This is a genomic window from Mucilaginibacter sp. CAU 1740, from assembly GCF_039839285.1.
Classification (GTDB): domain Bacteria; phylum Bacteroidota; class Bacteroidia; order Sphingobacteriales; family Sphingobacteriaceae; genus Mucilaginibacter.
In genome coordinates this window covers 545,761-566,060 of sequence record NZ_JBDOQS010000001.1, presented here as the reverse complement: position 1 = coordinate 566,060, position 20,300 = coordinate 545,761, and the positions used below count along the sequence as shown (strand labels likewise).

Below are 20,300 nucleotides of genomic sequence, written 5' to 3'. Positions count from 1 at the left end.
TGTGTGAGTTTTATTTGGTGTTGAGGTTGTTAATAGGATATGTGGCCTGGTCGCGTTCCAGTTCGGCAAGGGCTACCTGGAGGCCTGCCTGGGTGTCGGCAATTTGCAGTCGGGAATTGGTGAGCTGGTTTTGGGCATCAACCAGTTCCAGGTACAGGAGCTGCCCGGCCCTGTATGCTTTGAGTTGATCATTATAGTATTTGCCCGCGAATGTTAATTGCGAAACTGAACTTTGGTAAGCGGCTTTGGCCGATTGATAGTTGTTATAAGCCTGATCTAACTGGAGATTCAGCTGCTGCGCAGTTTGATCAAGCTGGGCGGTTGCGGCCTGGATTTTTGCCTGCGATTGTGCCGCCCGCGCCTTACGCTGTCCGCCGGTAAATATGTCCCATTGCAGGTTAACGCCCCACATGTAGTAGCGGGTTTTATTATTCACATTAAAATCATAGCCCTGCGAACCGAGATCGATAAACGTATTCACCTTAGGTATAATACCTGATTTTTGCAATTTATAGTCAAGCGTGTAAACCTGTTGTAAGGTGCGCAACTGGTTCAGCTCTTCGCGTTTAGCGGTGCCTGCCAAAGTATCGGCCATAGCCTGCACGGCGGTAACAGCATCCTGATCAACAATGATCGAATCGGTAAGCGGGCGGTTAAGTAAAAAGTTAAAATAGGAGCTTGCGTTTTGTACAGCATGCTGCGCCTGTATCAATGAAGCATTTGTTTTTTGCTGCTCGGTTTGGGCGCGGAGTAAAGCAGTTCCGTTGCGCACACCATTGCGGAGCAGGCTCTCGTTTTCACGGATGTTCTCTTTAATGAGCAACATGGCGCTGTTATAGGTAGCCACACCCTGCTGTGCCTGGTAATAACGGTAGTAAGCCGTTTTAATATCTTTTACCAATGCCCGTTTATAAACGTTCACCGCGGCTTGCTGGCTGTTGATGAGTTGCTGTTTGATAAGCTTATTATACCTGATCTCGGCGTTGATGAGCGGCAGACTGGTGCGCACTTTGGCATCATAAAAATTATCCGGGTTAAGCAAAAACGATTGGTTTTGCAGCATGGGATATTTATTGGAGTTGGTGAGCTGGTTAAGCGCTGTATAAACCGGGTTGATGAGATCGCCTACCGGCACATCGATGGTACGCCCTCCGGATGATTTGGTGTAGCTGCCTAATACACTTACTGTTGGCAGATACATGGCCTGCGCCTCTTTTAAATCGTAAAGGGCTTTATCCAGGTTAAATTGTTGCTCTTTTAATCCCTGGTTTTGAGCAAAGGCATCGGCAATATAACCGTCCAGCCGCCCCGTTTGGGCATAAGCTCTCGCTCTGCCCATACTGGTAATTATCACCAGTAAAAGTGAGAGCCTGATAAATGTTGTATACATAATGAACAATGTTTAGTGTTGAGGTAAAAATTTTTATTCTTTTTTCTTTAGATGACTCATTAATCTTGTAGACGAATGAGATCTATTTAAATTTTAATAAATGTTTAAAAAATGAACGATGTTTATTATTAGTCCAAAAAAAAATTATTTTGTTACAGAGCGGATATAACTTTCCATGGTAGCCATCAATATATTGGGGATTTCTTCTTCTGAAGCATCCATCACTTTTAAGCGGCAGCGTAAGTTGAGCGATACCAGGCCATGCGCGGTAGCCCAAACCTGCAAAGTAGCTACCTGAACGTTCGGCACAACTAAGCGACCGTCCTCAGCACACGCGGCAAGGCAATCGGTTAAAAAATCAAGGCAGTTACCACCGTTAGCTTTATGGATCTCTTCATCAACATTTGTAGGTGCACGGATGATAAACATTAAATCGTACAATTCCGGATTATTAAGGCCGAAGGTGATGTAAGTCCTGCTGATCTCCAGTAAGCGTTCAACCGGATCATTGTGGGTGGCATTCTCCCTGAAAACCTCCAGCAATTTACCAAACGCATTGCTTTGCACCTCGTACAGTAACTCATCCTTATCCTTATAGTATAGGTAGATAGTACCCGGACTATATTCAATTTCATCGGCAATATTACGGATGGAAGTTTTGGCTACGCCATCCTCCAAAAAAAGCTTCAACGCGGCAGCCTTGATCAGCTCCTTCATCTCTATCTTTTCGCGCTCTTTTCTTTCAGATACTCCCATAGCAATTTTTAACAGCAGCAAATTTACTGAACAGTGTTCAGTAAATTTGTAATTGAAACGTAAACATGCGAAAATTTAGGCTGGTATCAAAGTTGGGGGGATAAGACCTGAAGCCTGACGAATATCCCAGCCACCTCATTGAGGTAGAGAGATGAGAATTTTATTAAACCATCATTAAGTTTCATACACTAATACACTGTTTTCATAAACCTCAACAGGAACGTATTGCGAAGACGTTGGGTATATAAGCATTGAATCATAGGCTTTAACATATCTAAATGCCCATTTAAATTCAGGGTCGTCTGATGATGCTACAAAAGTGATTTCCACTCCATCACGCACTTGGAATAACATACCTTCAGGCTCTAATGTTAAAAACAAAGGTTCATCTTCTTCTCCACAAAAAAAATCAATTCTATGTGTCATGCTATCGATAAAATATATTTAATGTGATTGAAATAACTACCATATGCGGTTGGCCACAGGCAAAAATACCTTTGCGACTTTGCTCCCTTTGCGCTCTTAAATTCTCAATCCATCCACAAAAAATCTTTGCGGCTTAGCCACCCTTGCGAACTTAAATTCTCAAACCTTGTATTAAAATACTTTGCGGCTTAGCGCCTTTGCATGCCTATTTCTTAAACCATTTATGAACAATCAACCCAAAACCTGCACCTTTTCCAATACCTCAACCAACTCCTCCAAACGCATTGGTTTTGACAGGTAATCGTCCATGCCGGCTTTGATACATACATCGCGATCTTCCTGCATGGCGTTAGCGGTCATGGCTACAATGTATGGTTGTCGGCCACCTTGAATGCGGATCTGTTCGGTAGTTTCCAGGCCGTCCATTTCCGGCATCTGGATATCCATCAATATAATATCGTAATGCTTTTGGGCAAGCATTTCCAGTGCTATTCTGCCGTTGAGGGCCATATCAGGCTTGTAGCCTAATTTGGCGAGGGCGCGTTCAATCAGTTTTTGATTAATGGTATTATCCTCGGCCACCAAAATCCTGTGTGGGTGATTTTTGGCAAAATCGGCAGGCAACACGTTTTTAGAAATAGTTTCCGGAACAGCGGCTTCTTCCTGGTTCAAAGCTTTATGAATGCTCATGCACAAATGGTGCTGCTTAACAGGTTTCACCAATATTGATGAGAACAGACCAGGGTATTTGCTCCGGGTTTCATCGCCTATAGAGCTGAGCATCACGATAGGTAATTTGCTGTACCTGGCTTTCACCTCGTTGGCTAAACCTACGCCATCCATACCGGGCATTTCCATATCGGTGATGAGCAGTTGAAAACTTTCATCCTTTGCCAGTATCTCCAGGGCTTCAAAAGCAGATGAGGCGGTTACCGGTTTCAATTTCCAATGCTCCAGCTGGGTGCGGAGAATGAACAGGTTGGTGTCGTTATCATCAACTATCAGTACCCGCATCCCTTTAAAAGTAGCCAGATCGTAAAGTAAAGGCGTACGTACCGGATTTTTACTTTCAACGGTTTTGATCGAGAAGCTGAATACCGATCCTTCGCCGTAACGGCTCACTGCCGAGATCTCTCCACCCATCAACTGTACCAGGCGCTGGCAAATGGCAAGTCCTAAACCGGTGCCGCCGTATTTACGGGTGGTAGATGAATCAACCTGCGAAAATGCCTTGAATAACTTTTCGATCTTTTCCTGGGGGATGCCAATACCGGTATCTTTCACACCGAAGCCAATTTCGATACTTTCGGCAATCTGTTCTTTCAGGAAAATTTTTACAAAGATCTCGCCTTTGGTGGTAAATTTAATAGCATTGCTGATGAGGTTAATGAGCACCTGTTTTATCCGAAGGCTGTCTCCCACGATATGGATAGGCACATTTTCATCAATGTGATAGATCAGATCTATCTTTTGCTGGGCGGCCCGTTGGGCAAACAGATCCATCACTTCCTCCACGGTGTGGCGCAGATCAAAATCCTCGTGTTCCAGATCCATTTTGCCCGATTCGATCTTCGAGAAATCGAGGATATCATTGATCACACTCAGTAAGCTTTCGCCGCAGTTGATGATGGTATCAGTGTATTCGCGCTGCTCAAAATCCAATTTGGTTTCGCCCAATAAGGAAGCCATACCTATTACGCCGTTCATCGGCGTGCGGATCTCGTGGCTCATGGTAGCAAGGAATATACTTTTGGCTTGGTTGGCTTTTTCGGCCTCTTCGCGGGCTTGCTGCTCTTGGTCTTTCTGTATAGTTAATTCAGAATTTAAGGATTGTAGATATTCAGATTGAACCTGCAACTCTTCCTGCTGCACATGTAGTTCTTCGGCCTGGGCTTGCAATTCTTCAGCTTGTGTCTGGAGTTCTTCGTTGGCCTCTTGTAATTGTTCAGATTTTTGAACTACCTCGCGGGTACGTTGCTGTACAATACGCTCCAACTCTTCTTTTTGCCGTTTAATGGCATTAATGCGATAGCTGTAAAAACTGTAAGCCGCTAATATTATTAAAACAACAACCAGCAACCTAAACCACCAGGTAACCCAAAACGGCGGGATAATCACGATGGTTATCGACGCGCCTTTTTCATTCCACACACCATCATTATTAGATGCTTTTACCCTGAATGTATAAGTACCCGGATCAAGATTGGTATAAGCCGCATGTCTGTCGGTGCTGGCATCTACCCATTGCTTGTCAAAGCCCTCCAGCTTATATTTATACTGGTTATTGCGGCTTACGATGTAGTTAAGGGCTATGAAATTAAATCCGATGGTAGATTGGTTGTAGTTAAGTGTGATCTTTTCGGTAAAACCGATCTTCTTTTTCAACAATGAATCGGCCGCGCCGGTTACTACCGGCTTATTGAACAATTGAAAATCTGTAATGTAAACAGGGGGGATAACCGTGTTGGGCTTAATGTTTTTTGGGTAAAAACTATTGAAGCCTTTTATCCCGCCAAAAAACATCTCGCCATCGCGGGTTTTTAAATAGGCGTTGGCCTCAAACTCGGTATTTTGTAAACCATCGTAAGTGCTAAACTGCTTGTTCTCGCCGGTTTGGGGGTTAAGGCGATTGATACCGCTTGAAGTTGAGATCCAAAGGTTATGCTGCTCATCTTCGGTAATACCTTTAATAAAATCCGAACTCAGATTGCCGCGCGGTGTGTAAAGCTTAAAGGAGTTTTTAGCTTTATCCAAAACATATAAGCCAGCCATGCCTACCCAAACATTGCCTTTACTATCAGCAAATATCACCCGCGAATCGGTGCTCTTTTTCAGATGATCGAAATAATGGGTAAAGCGACGGGAGGTGAGGTTATAACAGTTCAGGCCACCATCATCCGTACCAAACCAAATATTGCCATCCTTATCTTCCCCGGCCGATACAACATTTTTACCTTCGAACGCAGTTTTACCATCCCCTCCTTTTAATACCCTTGTAAAACGGCGTGTTTTAGGGTCGAGCAGGTTTAAGCCTCCATAGTAGGTGGTTATCCAAAAGTTGCCTTTGCTATCCAGCAGCATGCGCTGCATAAAATCAGAACTTAACGCGCCCTCAACTCCGGGTTTGGCGTTGAAGCGGGTAAAAGTGCCTGCGGCAACATTCATTAGGTTAAGGCCACCGCCCCAGGTGCCTACCCATAAGTTGCCTTGCGCATCTTCGGCAATATCCTGTATTGCATCTGATGAAATACTTGATGGGTTGTGTGGATCATGTTTATACTGGCGGAACAATCCTGTTTTACGGTCGAATTTATTTAATCCTCCCCCATCGGTGCCTATCCAAATGTTACCTTGTTTATCTTCAAAAAAAGCTTTTACATCGTTATAACTTAAACTGCTTTGATTGATACCCTGACGGTATAGTTTAAACTTATCTGTTCCGGCGGCATATTGATTAATGCCCCCGCGGTGGGTGCCTATCCAAAGGTTATGCTGCACATCCTCATAAATAGCCGAAACCGTAGTGTTCGAGAGGCTTCCGGCATTTTCCGGGCGAGGGAAATATTTTACAAAGGTTTCGGTTTTGGCATCAAACCAGTTCATGCCCTGGTTAAAGGTGCCTACCCAAACGCCGCCCTTTTTATCGCACATTACCTGCAAAACCAAATTGCCTGAAAGGCTACCAGCATCCAAATCATTATGGGCAAAAAGCTTAAATTGTTTGGTTTTTATATTTAACCTGCCTACCCCGCTCCCGCTTATGCCAATCCAAAGATTGTTTTTACCATCATCAGCTATAGATGTTATCGGGCTTTCAATAACCTGCGGAACGGTTACCGGGTTAAAGTCTTTAGTATCTGCATTAAATGTACTTAAACCATGCGGTGTGCCGACCCAAAGTGTTTTGCCGGCATCCTGATAAAGGGTGTTTATGGTATCGCACACTAAACCGGGATAATTACCATGCGCGAAATTTTGGGCGCGGCAGGTATTCACATCCAACAAACTGATGCCCTTACCTTGCGTACCAACCCATACGCTATGGTCGTCATGCCCTTGCAGGGTACTGATAGCCGTACTGGTAAAAGCGCAACGCAAAAATGTACCTGTTACCGGGTCAAATTTATTGAGGTTGTAATTGGTTCCTATCCAAAGTTTATGGTTGCCGTCCTCATAAATACAGTTGATAAAATTATCGCTGATGCTGGTTTTATCGGCAGGGTTATTACGGTAGATCACCACTTTGGAGCCGTCGTAACGGTTTAAACCATCGCGTGTACCAAACCACATAAAGCCCCGGCTATCCTGAAAAATGCAATTGATGGTAGTGTTCGAAAGGCCTTGTTCGCTACTGATATGCCTGAAACGGGTATCTGAAATTTGGGCAGCAGCAATAAATGGTAACAGCAGCAGTAAAAACAGTATATACTTTGGGCAAAGTTTAATACGGCAGCGGTTTACCGCGAGTTTCGGATAGGCCATTTATCAGGGGTCTTGGGGCAAAATTTTATAATACTCAAATCATTTCAATGAATGACTTGCGAAAATATCTAACTTATTTGTAATTACGTTATTAATATGATAATGGCTTTTAAAAAGCCCATTATATTTTCATAAAGATATACGCAAAACTATTAATAATGTTACAATTCAAAAGCCCACAACTTTTAGCTATAAGATATTAACCGTTGAGTTCGCGCTTGTTTAAACCGCGCAATCAAATTAATAAAAAGGATGATTTTAACCTATGCCCTGTAGGTTATAAATTGCTCATTTCAATACAAAACACGCCGACGGACTGGCTTTATCATTGTAAATATTGCTTAAGTGGGAGATACCTGAAACCGCATCAAAAACAGCGATGTTATTTTCACCGGCTATAAAACGCGGCCAGGATTTGCCACTTACTTCACCGGGGGCATTACCCTTTATAAAGCTTACCCAGTTCTGGTGCATCTGGGTGGCCAGTTGTTTTTCGGTATCGTTAAAATTATTTTGGCGGGGATTGAACCACAGGTAAGCCAATTCATCGGCGTGGGTTGCGCCGGTACCATCACGCTTGTAATCAAAACGGTACATCCATACCTGGTTTCCGGCTTGTGCCAAGGTGTTGGCCAGGCGATAGCTGTGCATTTGATACATGTATTGAGTTAGCACTTTAAGGGCGGCGCTGTCCGCACCTATTTTTTTCGCTTCGGTTTGATAAGCATTAAGCACATAGTGGTAGTTATCTCCAAACCAACCATAAAGCACCGTGCTATCGGGCTGGTTAAGGCGTTTATCAAAACCCATAAACATTTTGCTCTCAAACTTATTGGTGCCTATGATGAAACGGACTTTATTGTTATTCACCTTGCGTACGGCCTGGTAGGCATCGCCATCAATAACTACACCATCGCTAACCGGTCCCCAATAGTTGGTGCCTTGCGCGCCGTTGGCAATTTTTGATTGGGCGGCTATCAGTTTTTCTGCGGAGAGATTGAGCAGGTCGGCGGGTTTGCTTACGCCGAGTTCGTTCATTAAACGCTGACGGATACCTTTGGCGGTAACCGAATCGCGGATACATTGTACAGCACCGCTCTCCAGTACCAACTGGCTATAATATCCTTTTGCCTGCGGCGAGGCTAATAAAGCGCTGGTTAATTTAGCCCCTGCTGATTCGCCCATTACGGTAATCCTTGAGGCATCGCCACCCATGGCCGCTATATTTTGTTTGATCCATTTAAGGGCCATGTTCAGATCGAGCAGTCCGTTGTTGCCAGAAGTTTTATAGGCTTTATTCACATCACCCAAATACATAAAACCAAAAATACCCAGACGGTAATTGATGGTAACCGTAACCACACTATCATCATCGGCAAAAGCATGCCCGTTCATCCCCATGCCCGAGCCGCCGGTTAGCGAACCACCATGTACCCAAACCAGTACAGGAAGTTTGGCATTTTTGTTAGTAGTTGGCGTGTAAACGTTGAGCGAGAGGCAATCTTCGTTGCCCCTTAATTGGTCGCCACCCTGTGCGGCCATGCTGCCGAATTTCTGACAGGATAAGGTGTCCTTCCATGGCGCGGCGGGCTGGGGCGGCATAAAACGTAAAGGGCCAACAGGTCCTTTGGCGTAGGGTACGCCTTTAAACACCAATGTTGGCCCTTCTTTAATTCCTTTTATCCATCCGCCGGATATTTTGGTTGTTACTGTTTGTGCCGATGCGTTTAAATTAAAATTTACGATCAGCAAAAAAGTACAGGCTAATACCCGGCAGATGTTGTTTTTCATATAGAGGCTTTACTTAATAAGTGGCTGCCAGCTTAAGCGCGTTATAAGCATTAACTACGCCGCCGGTTGCACAAATATCAGTAAACGGAACCTCTTTTTTGTTATCGCCATCCTTAATTTCAATATTGTGCGATATTTTCACTACCGATTTCAGGATGATCTCTTTAACCTGTAAAGCCGTAAGCTTTGGATAGTATGAGCGGATCAGCGCAGCTAAACCGGTTACCACAGGGGCCGCCATACTGGTACCATCATGCTCGGCATAGGTTGATTTTGGTGTAGTTGAATAAATAGCAACACCCGGCGCAAATACATCAACACTGGTTTTACCATAGTTAGAGAACGAAGCTTTTAAAGTAGCATCATCTGTTGGACCAGACGCGCCAACCTCTATCCATGCATTGGCTGTACCGCTTTTATCTTCGTAAGTGCGGTTAGGTACGTTCAGTTCTACCTCAGTATTTTCGTTTTCATTACCTGCTGCATGGATGAGCAAAACGTCTTTGCTCATCGCGAATTTCACGGCTTCATCAACCGCTTTTTTATTGTACGAGTAGCCTTTACCGAAACTCATGTTAACTACTTTAGCACCGTTGGCAGCAGCGTAACGGATAGCATTGGCTACATCTTTATCGCGCTCATCGCCATTAGGCACCGTACGTACCGACATAATAGCTACATCATTAGCCACACCCATAATACCAATATTATTATCCCTTACCGCACCAATAATACCCGCCACGTGCGAACCATGGTCAGCATCCGGACCGGCCACATCATTGTTGCCATAGTTGCGCTCATTAGCATTATTATAGTTATCGCCCACGGTATCGCGCGAGTTGAAGTTAAGGTTCAGGTGGTAATCCAACATTTCTTTAAAATGCTCCAGACCGCCTTTTATTTCCTTTTCTTTAAAATCGGCCACATCTTTAAAATCGGGAAGAGCTTTGATCAGTACGCCTTTTACATAGGTTTCAGCTCCACCATTAGGTTGGAATTTTTCAATATCGGCAATGCTTGGGTTTTGATTGCCTATTTTGGTGAGTACATTATCAATCAAGCCATTAAACCTGTTGATGATATCATAGGTTTGTTGTGCCTCGGTTGTTTTTTTATTCAGCTCGGCTTTCATTTTGCCGTAAGCTTTAAAATCTGCCAGGTCTTTACCGGTTAGTTTAGTACTATCGGCATTGGCAAAACGTGTGTTGTAGATCCTCACCATGCGGGTAAGCTCCAGGTTATCATAATGCACATCGCCTTTTGCCGAACCTATAAAATCCCAGCCATGTATATCATCGATGTAGCCGTTTTTGTCATCATCTTTTTTGTCACCGGGCTTTTCTTTCGGGTTGTTCCAGATCACCTTTTTCAGGTCTTCATGTTCAACATCCACACCACCGTCAATCACGGCAACCAGTACGGTTACATGTTTTTTGCCGGGTAATAATTCTTTATAAGCTTTTTCGGTGCTGATACCGAAAACCGAGTCGGTTTGCAGATCGAGGTTTTGCCAGTTTGGTTTGTATTTGGTTGCTTGTTGCGCGTTAGCAAAAAAAGGTAAACAAAGCCCGGCTACAAGGGCCAGCTGTTTAAGCGGAAAAGAAGTTCTCATTTATAAATTTCAGGTCAGTTAACTGTTTAGTACAAAAACTCTAAAGTAGGTTTTTAATTGTGATAACAATATGCGGTTATAACTATTTATCATTGGCTACTTCAATCCGCATCTTCTTCACTTCGGCAGCAGTAACCAGGCTGCTGTTGTTCCCAAAGTTATTACGGATATAGGTTAATACGGCGGCAATATCGGCATCTTTCAGAAAATCGTGTTTAGGCATGGCACTGTTATAGGGGCGGTTCTTTACTTTGATAGGCCCGTCCAGCCCTTTCAGCAATACACGGATGGCCAGATCTTTCTCCATGAATTTTCCGCCCGTTACCCATTCCGATCCGCTGAGCGGTGGGATCATATTACCATCGCCCCGTCCATTTTTTTGGTGACAGTTGGCACAATATGTAGCATAAATTTTAACGCCGCCTTTCAACATCCCGGTTTGTAGATCGCTTTTCATTACATCCGGCAGGCGGAAACCAGGCAGTTTTTTGCGCTGTTCCATTTTAGCCAGCTGCGTTGGACCAAACCCGGTTTTACCGCCAGCGTAACTCACCTTCCAAACTTTACCTTTTTCGGTTTCACTGATATAAAGCGAACCATCCGGCCCCATAGCCAAACCCATTGGACGGCAAACCGCTTCGCTAACACTTACTACCGTATTTTTACCGGCAAATCCATCGGCAAAAATCTCCCATTGGCCTGCGGGCTTACCATTTTTAAATGGCATAAAGCATACAAAAAAACCCGCTTGCGGATAAGGTGAACGGTTGGTTGAACCATGAAAAGCGATGAAAGCCCCATTTTTATACCTTGCAGGGAACTGATCGCCGGTGTAAAACAGCAGATCATTGGGTGCCCAATGCGCACCGAAAGCCATTAACGGTTGTGTGTATTTTGCGCCATTGCCTTCTTTTTTGCCATCACCCCCATATTCGGGGTTGAGCAGTTTTTTCTTTTTGATGGGGTCGTAGTAGTAGTATGGCCATCCTACATCAGTGCCCTTGGTTACTTTAATAAATTCTTCGGCAGGCAGCACGGCGCTTTGCCAGGCAGTAAAAATCTTGGGGAATTGCAGGCGCAGGTCATCGCGCCCATGGGCAACTACATACAGGCAATTATCTGCTGTGTTCCAATCCATCGCTACAATACTGCGCATCCCGGTAGCATAGCGGATGCCATCGGCCTGTGTTTGGTTGAGCTTGGCCTCGTCAAACTGCCAGATGCCTCCATAAGTTTGCAACAAAGGGCAACCTTTTATTCCTTTAGATCCCGGCACCCTGTTTTGCTGCTGGCAAGCGTTAGATGGCGCACCGTAAGCCACATACATATGCCCGGCGTTATCAAAAGCCAATGGCTTGGCATCATGCTCGTGCGGAGCGGTGGCATCATGTAATATCAACTCAAGCGGGGCATCGGGCACAAGTGTTTGCGGGTTCAATTTAACGCGGTAAACATTTACTTCCGAACTAAAGTAGAGGTAACCCTTATGCACCCGCATGCCAGTACCATATGGGCCTTTATCCTCATAATCAGCAAACTTTTTAATGATATCTGCCCGGCCATCGCCATTGGTATCGCGCATCGCCACGTTGCCGCCAATCGAATCGGGGAAGCGGAGTTTTACATAAACATCGCCATTGCTGTTAACCGCCATATGCCGCGCGCGGCCTTCCAAGCTGTCAACCACTACCACCGCTTTAAACTTACCGGGCAGGAATAAGCCGCCGTTGATAGTATCGGTAGCCGGCGGAGTTTTTTTTATGCCGATATTTTTAAAACTGATCACAGTAAGCGCGCACAGGATCAGCAAAATACCGATCGCGGTTGTTTTGTTTTTCATTATAGATAGGCAGATTATGCTTATTGCAGACGGTTGCTTAAAACGCAAGTCCTGCTATAAAAGAGATTTTGGGAGTAAATGTTTAGGGAAGATTTTATTTTTTGGTGGGGGGATGGTGCGGGAGGGGAGTGGTAGTGGGGATATAGGGTGATAAATGCCCCGTTTAAGCTTAAATCTAACAGCGAAAGGTGGTCCATGAAACTAATTAGCATAAAGTTGTTTTACCCCTCTGGAGCAATGTCATGCTATTGCTCATGTATTTTTTAATCCCCCAGAGGAGGGACAGGTTTGTAGTAATTATCACACCACTGTTCCGCCCCCCAGAGGGCTTCAACCTATTTGTCAAACAATCCTGAAAATCACAAACGTACTCTTAGCAGAAAACCCATATCTTCACTATTTAAAACACTATGCCCGATACTTCAAATCAACAAAACAAATTAGGCCTCTGGACCAGCACCTCGCTGGTAGTAGGCAATATGATAGGCGCGGGCATATTCCTGATGCCAGCTGCTATGGCCAACTTTGGGAGCATTGGTTTGTTGGGCTGGGTATTCTCTGCAATAGGCTCGTTTTTTCTGGCTAAGGTTTTCAGTAACCTGAGCAAGTTGCTGCCTCATGCTACTGGAGGACCTTACGCCTATACCCGCCACGGCCTTGGCGATTTTATAGGTTTTTTAGTGGCCTGGGGATATTACCTTGCTGTAGCTTGCGCTAACGCGGCCATCACCATATCGTTCGTAAGCGCATTAAGCACGTTTTTTCCTATTTTGGCAAGTAGCAGTACTATAGCGGTTTGTACCGGGCTATGCTCTATCTGGCTGTTAGCTTATATCAATACTTTAGGTGTGGTAACCGGTGGCAAGCTACAACTGATTACCACTATTTTAAAAGTGCTGCCATTATTGCTGATAGCTATTGGCGGTTTGTTCTTCATCAAAGCAGCAAACTTCAGTCCCTTCAACGCGAGCGGTGGTAGTATTATCGGTGCTTTACAGGCAACTGCTACCATGACCATGTTTGCATTCATTGGTATTGAAAGTGCTACCGTGCCATCGGGCAGTGTAGTTAATCCGGAAAAAACGGTGGCGAGGGCTACTATCCTCGGCCTGCTCATTACCACATTTGTTTACATATTAGGGAGTGTAAGTGTTATCGGTATTATCCCAGCCGCGCAATTGCAAAAATCCGTTACTCCTTATGCCGATGCGGCAGTAATTATTTATGGCAACAGTGCCCGCTATTGGGTAAGCGCGGGCATCGCTATCGCGGCCTTTGGCTCTTTGAATGGGTGGACGTTGTTGCAGGGTCAAGTGCCTTACGCTATCTCGAAAGATAAGCTTTTCCCTCCCATCTTTAGTCGCACCAATAAAAAAGGCGTTCCTTATATGGGTATCATCATTAGCAGCATCATGGTATCGCTGTTCATGAGCATGAATTATACCAAGGGTTTGGTAGCACAATTTAAATTTCTGTTACTGCTTTCGTTGCTTAGCGTGCTCATCCCCTATTTGTTATCTGCGGCGGCTTATCTAATTATCCGGGTTCGAAATACCCCTAACGCGGGTGGCTGGGTTGGTGCTGTTACTTTGGCTATCATGGCCTTTGCCTACGCCCTTTGGGCTATTGCAGGCGCCGGGCAGGAAGCCGTTTATTATGGCTTTTTACTGTTGATGGCCGGTATCCCCTTCTATGTTTGGGCGGCATTTGGTAAGAAATAAAAAACAAGCTGTTAATCACAAAATTATGTGCGAAATTTAGGTAGAGAATAGCTAAACCATCATTCAATATTTGTATGAACATACAGCAAGATATCGATAACTATATCGCCAGCCAGCCCGAACACAAACGCGCCGACATGCTAACTTTGCAGGCGCTCATTCTAAAGGTATTACCCAATGGCAAACTATGGTATCTGGATGGCAAAGACAGCGAAGGCAAAATTGTAAGCAACCCCAACATCGGCTATGGCGCTTATACCATAAAGTATGCCGATGGAACAAGTAAGGAGTTTTATCAGATAGGTTTGAGTGCCAATACAAGCGGCATCTCTGTTTATGTAATGGGTATTGCCGATAGAAAATACCTGCCGGAAACCTTTGGGAAAGAAATTGGTAAGGCATCGGTAACAGGTTACTGCATTAAGTTTAAAAACTTAAAAGACATCAATATGGATGTGCTTGAGGCAGCTGTACGGTACGGGGTTGAGGCTACCGGTAAAAATTAAATTCCAACCTAAAAATTATCAATTATTGCCCTTGTTGTGGGTGCTGTTGTTGTTTTAGCTTAGCTATAAATTCTTTAAAATCGGTATAGTAAACATCTACAGTTCCTTTTTTTATAGCTGGCCACTGGCTTTTATCAACACTTAATTTATCTACATCTTCTTCCCTTATGCCATTACCTGGCCTAAAAACATTGATCCAACGTTGATCATACTCTTCATCATTGTCGTTTACATAATCTATTACTTCGGGGAGGATCATTTCTAACGAATCCAGATGTTCATAGGCATATTGGTTTATATAACGCCCTATTGGCCCGTCAAGATCGGCGGCTGATACGGTTTTATCCACACTCCGGTTAATATCATATTGGGTACGCAACTGGGCTACATAAAACCAAAAGCAGGCATCGTTGTACCTTTTACTCATATACAGAACCATCGACATGGTATATAAAACCGGCGGGGTGTATTTCTCGGCCTCAGCCTGAACAGCAACTACTAATTTAAATTTCTCCTTATTAGTTAGGTGTGTTTCGTGGAATAGCATCATTGCCTTAAAATCATTATCATTCAGTATGATGCGTTCGGCTTTTGACCGGTTCGCCTTTAAATCGGCCAAAGGTTGGCCTTTTACGATACCTATCGTTAGGATCAATATGAAAATTAATAGGTATCTCATGGTTTAGATTTTATTGATAAATGTATAAAAAAGATTTTTTCTGTAGATATACTCCACTCAAAAATCAAAAACGCATCACATGTGCCTCTACAAAAAAATACCGCACGGTCAAGCGTCAACGCTTGATCGCTATTTTCGAGTGAGCGTCCACGCTCACGCATAAAACAACAAAAGTAAGCGTGGACGCTTACTTTTGTTGTAGTTCAAGCGGAGGACGCTTGAACTTGCGAACGGCAGAGATTACTTCTCGTTACTCATCGAATAAGGCACATCGGCATCTTTAGTACCGCGGTCTTTATTTGGCGTTGCCTGCATATCAAAATCAAGCACCGTGCCATTCAATAAACCTTTGTGGCTTAACCAGTTGTTGGTGTATGGTTTGCCATCAACCGTAAGCGTATTTACATAACGGTTTTCATCACTGTTTTTAGGAGCGTTGATGGTGATAGTTTTGCCATTCTCCAGGTTAACCGTTACTTTTTTGAATAGCGGGGCACCTAACACATATTGGTCACTGGCCGGGGTTACCGGGTAAAAGCCTAATGATGAGAAGATATACCAAGCCGAAGTTTGGCCGTTATCCTCGTCACCACAATAACCATCAGGAGTTGCCCTGTACAAACGGTTCATGGCTTCACGAACCCAATATTGAGTTTTCCATGGCTGCCCGGCATGGTTATATAAATAGATCATATGCTGGATAGGCTGGTTACCATGCGCATACTGGCCCATACCAGCTATCTGCATTTCGCGGATCTCATGGATCACACCACCGTAATAGCTATCGTCAAATACCGGAGGCATTTCAAATACCGAATCGAGTTTGGTTACAAACTGCTGTTTGCCACCCATCAGGTTGATCAAGCCCTGAATATCATGGAAAACGCTCCAGCTATAGTGCCAGCTGTTACCCTCAGTAAAGGCATCACCCCATTTAAATGGATTGAATGGCGTTTCAAATTTACCATCCTTATTTTTACCGCGCATCAGTTTAGTTTGCGGATCGAACAGGTTACGGTAATTCTGGCTACGTTTTTTATAGATATCGATCTCTTTTTTAGGTTTGCCCAAAGCTTTACCTAATTGGTAGATAGCAAAATCATCATAAGCGTATTCCAACGTGCGGGCAGCGTTTTCGTTGATCTTTACATCGTAAGGTACGTAACCCAATTTGTTGTAATACTCAACACCACGACGACCGGTTGCGTTCGGGCCTTCGTTATTTGCACCATGCTTAAGGGCTTCGTACAGGCTTTCGATATCATACCCACGCAAGCCTTTCAGATAAGCCTCAGATACTATAGATGCCGAGTTGTTACCGATCATACAATCAGCATAACCAGGACTTGACCATTCCGGCAGCCAGCCGCCTTCTTTGTAATCGTTAACCAAACCTTCCTGCATTTCTTTAGCTATTGATGGATAAACCAAATTCAGGAAAGGATATAGCGCACGGAAAGTATCCCAGAATCCGGTACCGGCAAAAAGGTAACCCGGTGCTACTTTACCGTTAAAAGGGCTGTAATGCACATTTTGTCCGTTAGCATCTACCTCGTACATTTTGTTGGGGAAAAACAGCATGCGGTAAAGGCTACTGTAAAAAGTACGGGTTTGATCAAGCGTGCCGCCTTCAATGTTCAGGTGGTTCAGGGTTTTGTTCCAGGTATCTTTGGCTTTTTGGCAAGTTGTTGCAAAATCATCATTGGCCAGCTCACGTTTCAGATTAAGTTCGGCCTGTTCAATGCTGATGAATGATGATGCTACTTTAACGTGCACCTTTTCGCCTTTAGCGGTTTTCAGGGTGATCACCGCGCCTGCATGATCGCCGGTAAACTCCAGCTGACCAACATCCCTTTTCCAATCGTGCCATGCCGAGGCCAGCGCGAATGGTTTATCTACATAAATAACAAAGTAATTTTTAAAATTGGCAGGTACAGCGCCGCTGTTTTTGGTGCTGTAACCAACAATTTTCTGCTCGCCCGGAATAATCTTCACGTACGATCCTTTATCAAAAGCATCGATCACCAAATGCGAGCTATCGCTTTTAGGGAAAGTGAACTGGAAGCTTGCCGCACGCTCGGTAGGTGTAATTTCGGTAGTTACATCGTAATCGGCCAGGTAAACACTATAATAGTATGGTTTAGATACTTCGGCTTTGTGCGAGAACCAGCTGGCGCGATCTTTTTCGTTAAGCTTCAGCGTACCTGTTTCCGGAAAAATAGAAAACATACCATAATCGTTCATCCATGGTGATGGCTGGTGGGTTTGTTTAAAACCTAAGATCTTATCGGCATCGTAAGTGTACTGCCACCCATCGCCCATTTTACCGGTTTGGGCAGTCCAGAAGTTCATGCCCCATGGCAAAGCCACCGCGGGATAGGTATTGCCGTTTGATAACGACGGTTTGGATTGTGTACCCATCATCGGGTTAATGTAATCAACAAGCGTAGCCGGCTTTTCCTGTGCCGAAAGCGCCGCCGGTAAAAAGGCAAATGCCAGGAGGAGTAACTTTTTCATTTATTATTTGGAGTGTTATATTACAATTCAATAAAAACATAATTGTAAAAGAAATCAAAAAAGCGGGGGCCTCGTGCGATTCCCTCCCCTGGGAGGGTGTAGGGAGGGGTTTCTCGGTCAACCATATTATGCGGAATGGCGCACAAACCCCTCCCTGCCACATCTCATCCTACCACACCCCTCCCGAGGGAGGGAGCTATACTTCTTTTCTCAACAACCATATTCAATACCAAGACGATTACCAGGGGCCAACGCACCCTTCGCAATCAAAAAAAACTTCCGCACGCGAAATTTCGCGTACGGAAGCATAAACCAACTTTCTCTCAAAAAAGAATCTTTACCATTTGATGCTCACCTTAATACCATCGGGACTGTTGGCAAAACCCAGGTATAATGTATTTGACGATGCATCCCAACTGGTTTTTACATCGCTTATGGTTTGTCCGTTGCTATCGGTAACTACCGTGGCCGATGGTTGTGCTGGCAACAGGATTCGGGTGCTGTTCAATGTATTTATCGGGCTTTTAGTAGTAAAGCTATAGCTGTTGCCCGTATATTGTTCGTCGTATACCCTTGCAGCCGTCGCTAATACTTTAGGTTGAGTTTTATTGGCTACGCGGTCTACCACGTATAATAATGCCTGTTCGCCGGGGTTAACTGTTTTCTCGGTCAATACAGGTAATTGCGGATCAAACAGATCAATAACCGGGCCTTTTACGGTGTATGGTTTGCTATCGGCATTTTCATCCATTACGGCAACAACATCATAAGGGCCGCGCTCAAGGTACATGCTGTTTTTAAAAGGAAGTTCGCCGCCGTTGGCGTCTTTTTCGTAGGCCTGTTGTATGGTTTTGATGTACTTATCATCTTTATTAGCCTTCATCACATACTCTTTAGGGTTTTGCCTTAACACATATACAGCGCCCTTCCCTACCTCGTATCGTTTGCCATCGCCTTTAGGATTAATACCCAACAGGCTAAACAAATGCTGCGATGGTGCTTTAAAGTTATTGCCCTTGGTATCCCACCACTCCATTACCGATTGGTATGGATCATCATCGCGGCCAACATATACAAGTACGCCGCCTTTTTTAACCCAATCTGCCAGATGCTCATGAACTTCGGCCGAAACCGGTTTCATGTTCGAGTAGCTCATCACCAATACTTTAATATTTTTAAGCGATGCCTCATAACCCAGGTTTTCCATATGCACAGTTTGTACCGGAACACCGCGTTTTACCAGCGGCAGGGTTTGGCCGTAAAAGTTTGAGAATTGCGGATCTTCAAAACCATTATGGGTTGGGTAACGCTGAAACATCAGCGAGTTGCTCATTAACACGCCGATGCCGTTTACGCCCGATACCTCGTTTGATGAAGCAGGCATATCGTTCAGCGCGTTTACCATCACCTGCATCTGGGTTGAATAGAACTGCGGGATCAGTGTTTTTTCGTTGGTACCCAATACCGGGTACGGGTGGGTATAAATGCGCTCGGGCCACGGCATTACCTCGTAATCGGCAACCATGGGGTATAATAATTTGGCCGTGAAGGTAGCCTGGTAGTTGCGTTTGTAATCGCTCCAATCGTGAACACGGTCTTCAATAGGGTCGGTAAGGAAAAATACTTTACGGCCGGTTGGGGCTGTCATAGATACTACCGAACCATATTCCAGGAAAGCGTTCTCAAATACCCGTTCTTTCTTCTGGCCATTAAAAAACGTAGGCTCACGCGAGGTGCCTGTCCATACCTGGGCTATGTAACCATCAATACCCGGTAACGAAGCTAAACTTGCCTCCGGACTAACAATTTGCCATGAGGAGTAGTTTACCAGCGAGTGTGTAGCAATGAAAACTTTAATTTTCATGTTTTTGCTTTTGCCATACTCTTTGGCATAGTTTGATACCTGTTTAATGGTTTCGTAGTACAGGTTGTATTTTAATTTGTTGGATAGATAGGTATTCTCTGCCGAGGCATCCTGCGGTTTCCATGGGAAGCCGTAAAACTTTTGCCATTGCTCTTTGAAGCCTGCACTGTATCCGGCACGTGCCCAAAACTCAGGCTCTTCTAAAAAAATGTTGGTGATACCTACGTCGATCACCCTTTTTACCACGGCGGTTTTCATGTACTCGATAAAGGAATCATCGGGTACTACATAAGGCATGTCCTTACCATGAAAAATAGTATCACCTTTTTGTGTTACCTGCCCTACGCCGAGGTGGTTTTTACCATCCCATTGGCCCAGAAAATAATCCTTGTAATCGCCCCAGGCAATACCGGTCATGAAGTTTACGTCATAACCACGATCGCGCCAGGTTTTTACACGCTGCTCAAAGGTCATGCCCGGATGATCATTAGTGCCGTACACAATGGCGATATCCGATCGTACGTCGATCTCTGGCCGCCATGGGCTGCTGGTTTGAAAAGCGGTTTTCTCTTTAAGCGATACCGGCGTTTGCTGCGCGTAAACTCCCGATGCCAGGATAAGGCTACAACAAAAAAGTAAAGTATTTTTCATCATTAGTATATGTATTGATACCGCGTAAGGAGGGGCTACCTGAGCAACCCACTCCTACACACAGG

General features: G+C 44.5%; 12 protein-coding genes. 2 read left to right on the top strand and 10 right to left on the bottom strand.

Annotation, left to right across the window (positions count from 1 at the left end):
* Positions 1 to 10: 10 nt before the first annotated feature.
* The 7 genes from AAFN85_RS02505 to AAFN85_RS02475 all read right to left on the bottom strand — a co-directional run bounded on the left by AAFN85_RS02505 (position 11) and on the right by AAFN85_RS02475 (position 12,297).
* Positions 11 to 1,390 (bottom strand): TolC family protein, encoded by a 1,380-nt coding sequence (locus tag AAFN85_RS02505; RefSeq protein WP_347525378.1) that lies wholly within the window; start codon positions 1,388 to 1,390, stop codon positions 11 to 13.
* A gap of 144 nt (positions 1,391 to 1,534) precedes the next feature.
* A complete protein-coding gene (locus AAFN85_RS02500; RefSeq protein ID WP_347525377.1) occupies positions 1,535 to 2,146 on the bottom strand; it encodes a TetR/AcrR family transcriptional regulator in 612 nt (203 codons plus the stop codon).
* A gap of 174 nt (positions 2,147 to 2,320) precedes the next feature.
* Positions 2,321 to 2,572 (bottom strand): hypothetical protein, encoded by a 252-nt coding sequence (locus AAFN85_RS02495; protein WP_347525376.1) that lies wholly within the window; start codon positions 2,570 to 2,572, stop codon positions 2,321 to 2,323.
* Positions 2,573 to 2,803: 231 nt separating this feature from the next.
* Positions 2,804 to 7,054, bottom strand: a complete 4,251-nt coding sequence (locus AAFN85_RS02490) for a two-component regulator propeller domain-containing protein (protein WP_347525375.1) — start codon at positions 7,052 to 7,054, stop codon at positions 2,804 to 2,806.
* Positions 7,055 to 7,342: 288 nt separating this feature from the next.
* On the bottom strand, positions 7,343 to 8,845 hold the full coding sequence (locus tag AAFN85_RS02485; protein WP_347525374.1) for a carboxylesterase family protein: 1,503 nt from the start codon (positions 8,843 to 8,845) through the stop codon (positions 7,343 to 7,345).
* 13 nt (positions 8,846 to 8,858) lie between these two features.
* The gene (locus AAFN85_RS02480) at positions 8,859 to 10,457 is read right to left on the bottom strand and encodes a S8 family peptidase (RefSeq protein WP_347525373.1); all 1,599 of its coding nucleotides are present in this window, start codon (positions 10,455 to 10,457) and stop codon (positions 8,859 to 8,861) included.
* A gap of 82 nt (positions 10,458 to 10,539) precedes the next feature.
* Positions 10,540 to 12,297: a c-type cytochrome gene (locus AAFN85_RS02475; RefSeq protein WP_347525372.1), complete on the bottom strand. Its 1,758-nt coding sequence runs from the start codon at positions 12,295 to 12,297 to the stop codon at positions 10,540 to 10,542.
* Between the two features lie 410 nt (positions 12,298 to 12,707).
* On the opposite strand from AAFN85_RS02475, the gene AAFN85_RS02470 reads away from it, so the two are divergent.
* Positions 12,708 to 14,018, top strand: a complete 1,311-nt coding sequence (locus AAFN85_RS02470) for an amino acid permease (protein WP_347525371.1) — start codon at positions 12,708 to 12,710, stop codon at positions 14,016 to 14,018.
* A 74-nt stretch (positions 14,019 to 14,092) separates the two neighbouring features.
* Positions 14,093 to 14,524, top strand: coding sequence for a DUF1801 domain-containing protein (locus tag AAFN85_RS02465; RefSeq protein ID WP_347525370.1), 432 nt, complete (start codon positions 14,093 to 14,095; stop codon positions 14,522 to 14,524).
* Positions 14,525 to 14,546: 22 nt separating this feature from the next.
* On the opposite strand, the gene AAFN85_RS02460 is transcribed toward AAFN85_RS02465, so the two are convergent.
* From AAFN85_RS02460 to AAFN85_RS02450, 3 genes are all read right to left on the bottom strand, one after another.
* Entirely contained in the window at positions 14,547 to 15,203 is a 657-nt protein-coding gene (locus AAFN85_RS02460; protein ID WP_347525369.1) for a hypothetical protein, read from the bottom strand.
* Between the two features lie 240 nt (positions 15,204 to 15,443).
* Positions 15,444 to 17,720, bottom strand: a complete 2,277-nt coding sequence (locus AAFN85_RS02455; protein WP_347525368.1) for a GH92 family glycosyl hydrolase — start codon at positions 17,718 to 17,720, stop codon at positions 15,444 to 15,446.
* A gap of 337 nt (positions 17,721 to 18,057) precedes the next feature.
* Positions 18,058 to 20,238, bottom strand: a complete 2,181-nt coding sequence (locus tag AAFN85_RS02450) for a hypothetical protein (protein WP_347525367.1) — start codon at positions 20,236 to 20,238, stop codon at positions 18,058 to 18,060.
* Positions 20,239 to 20,300 lie beyond the last annotated feature (62 nt).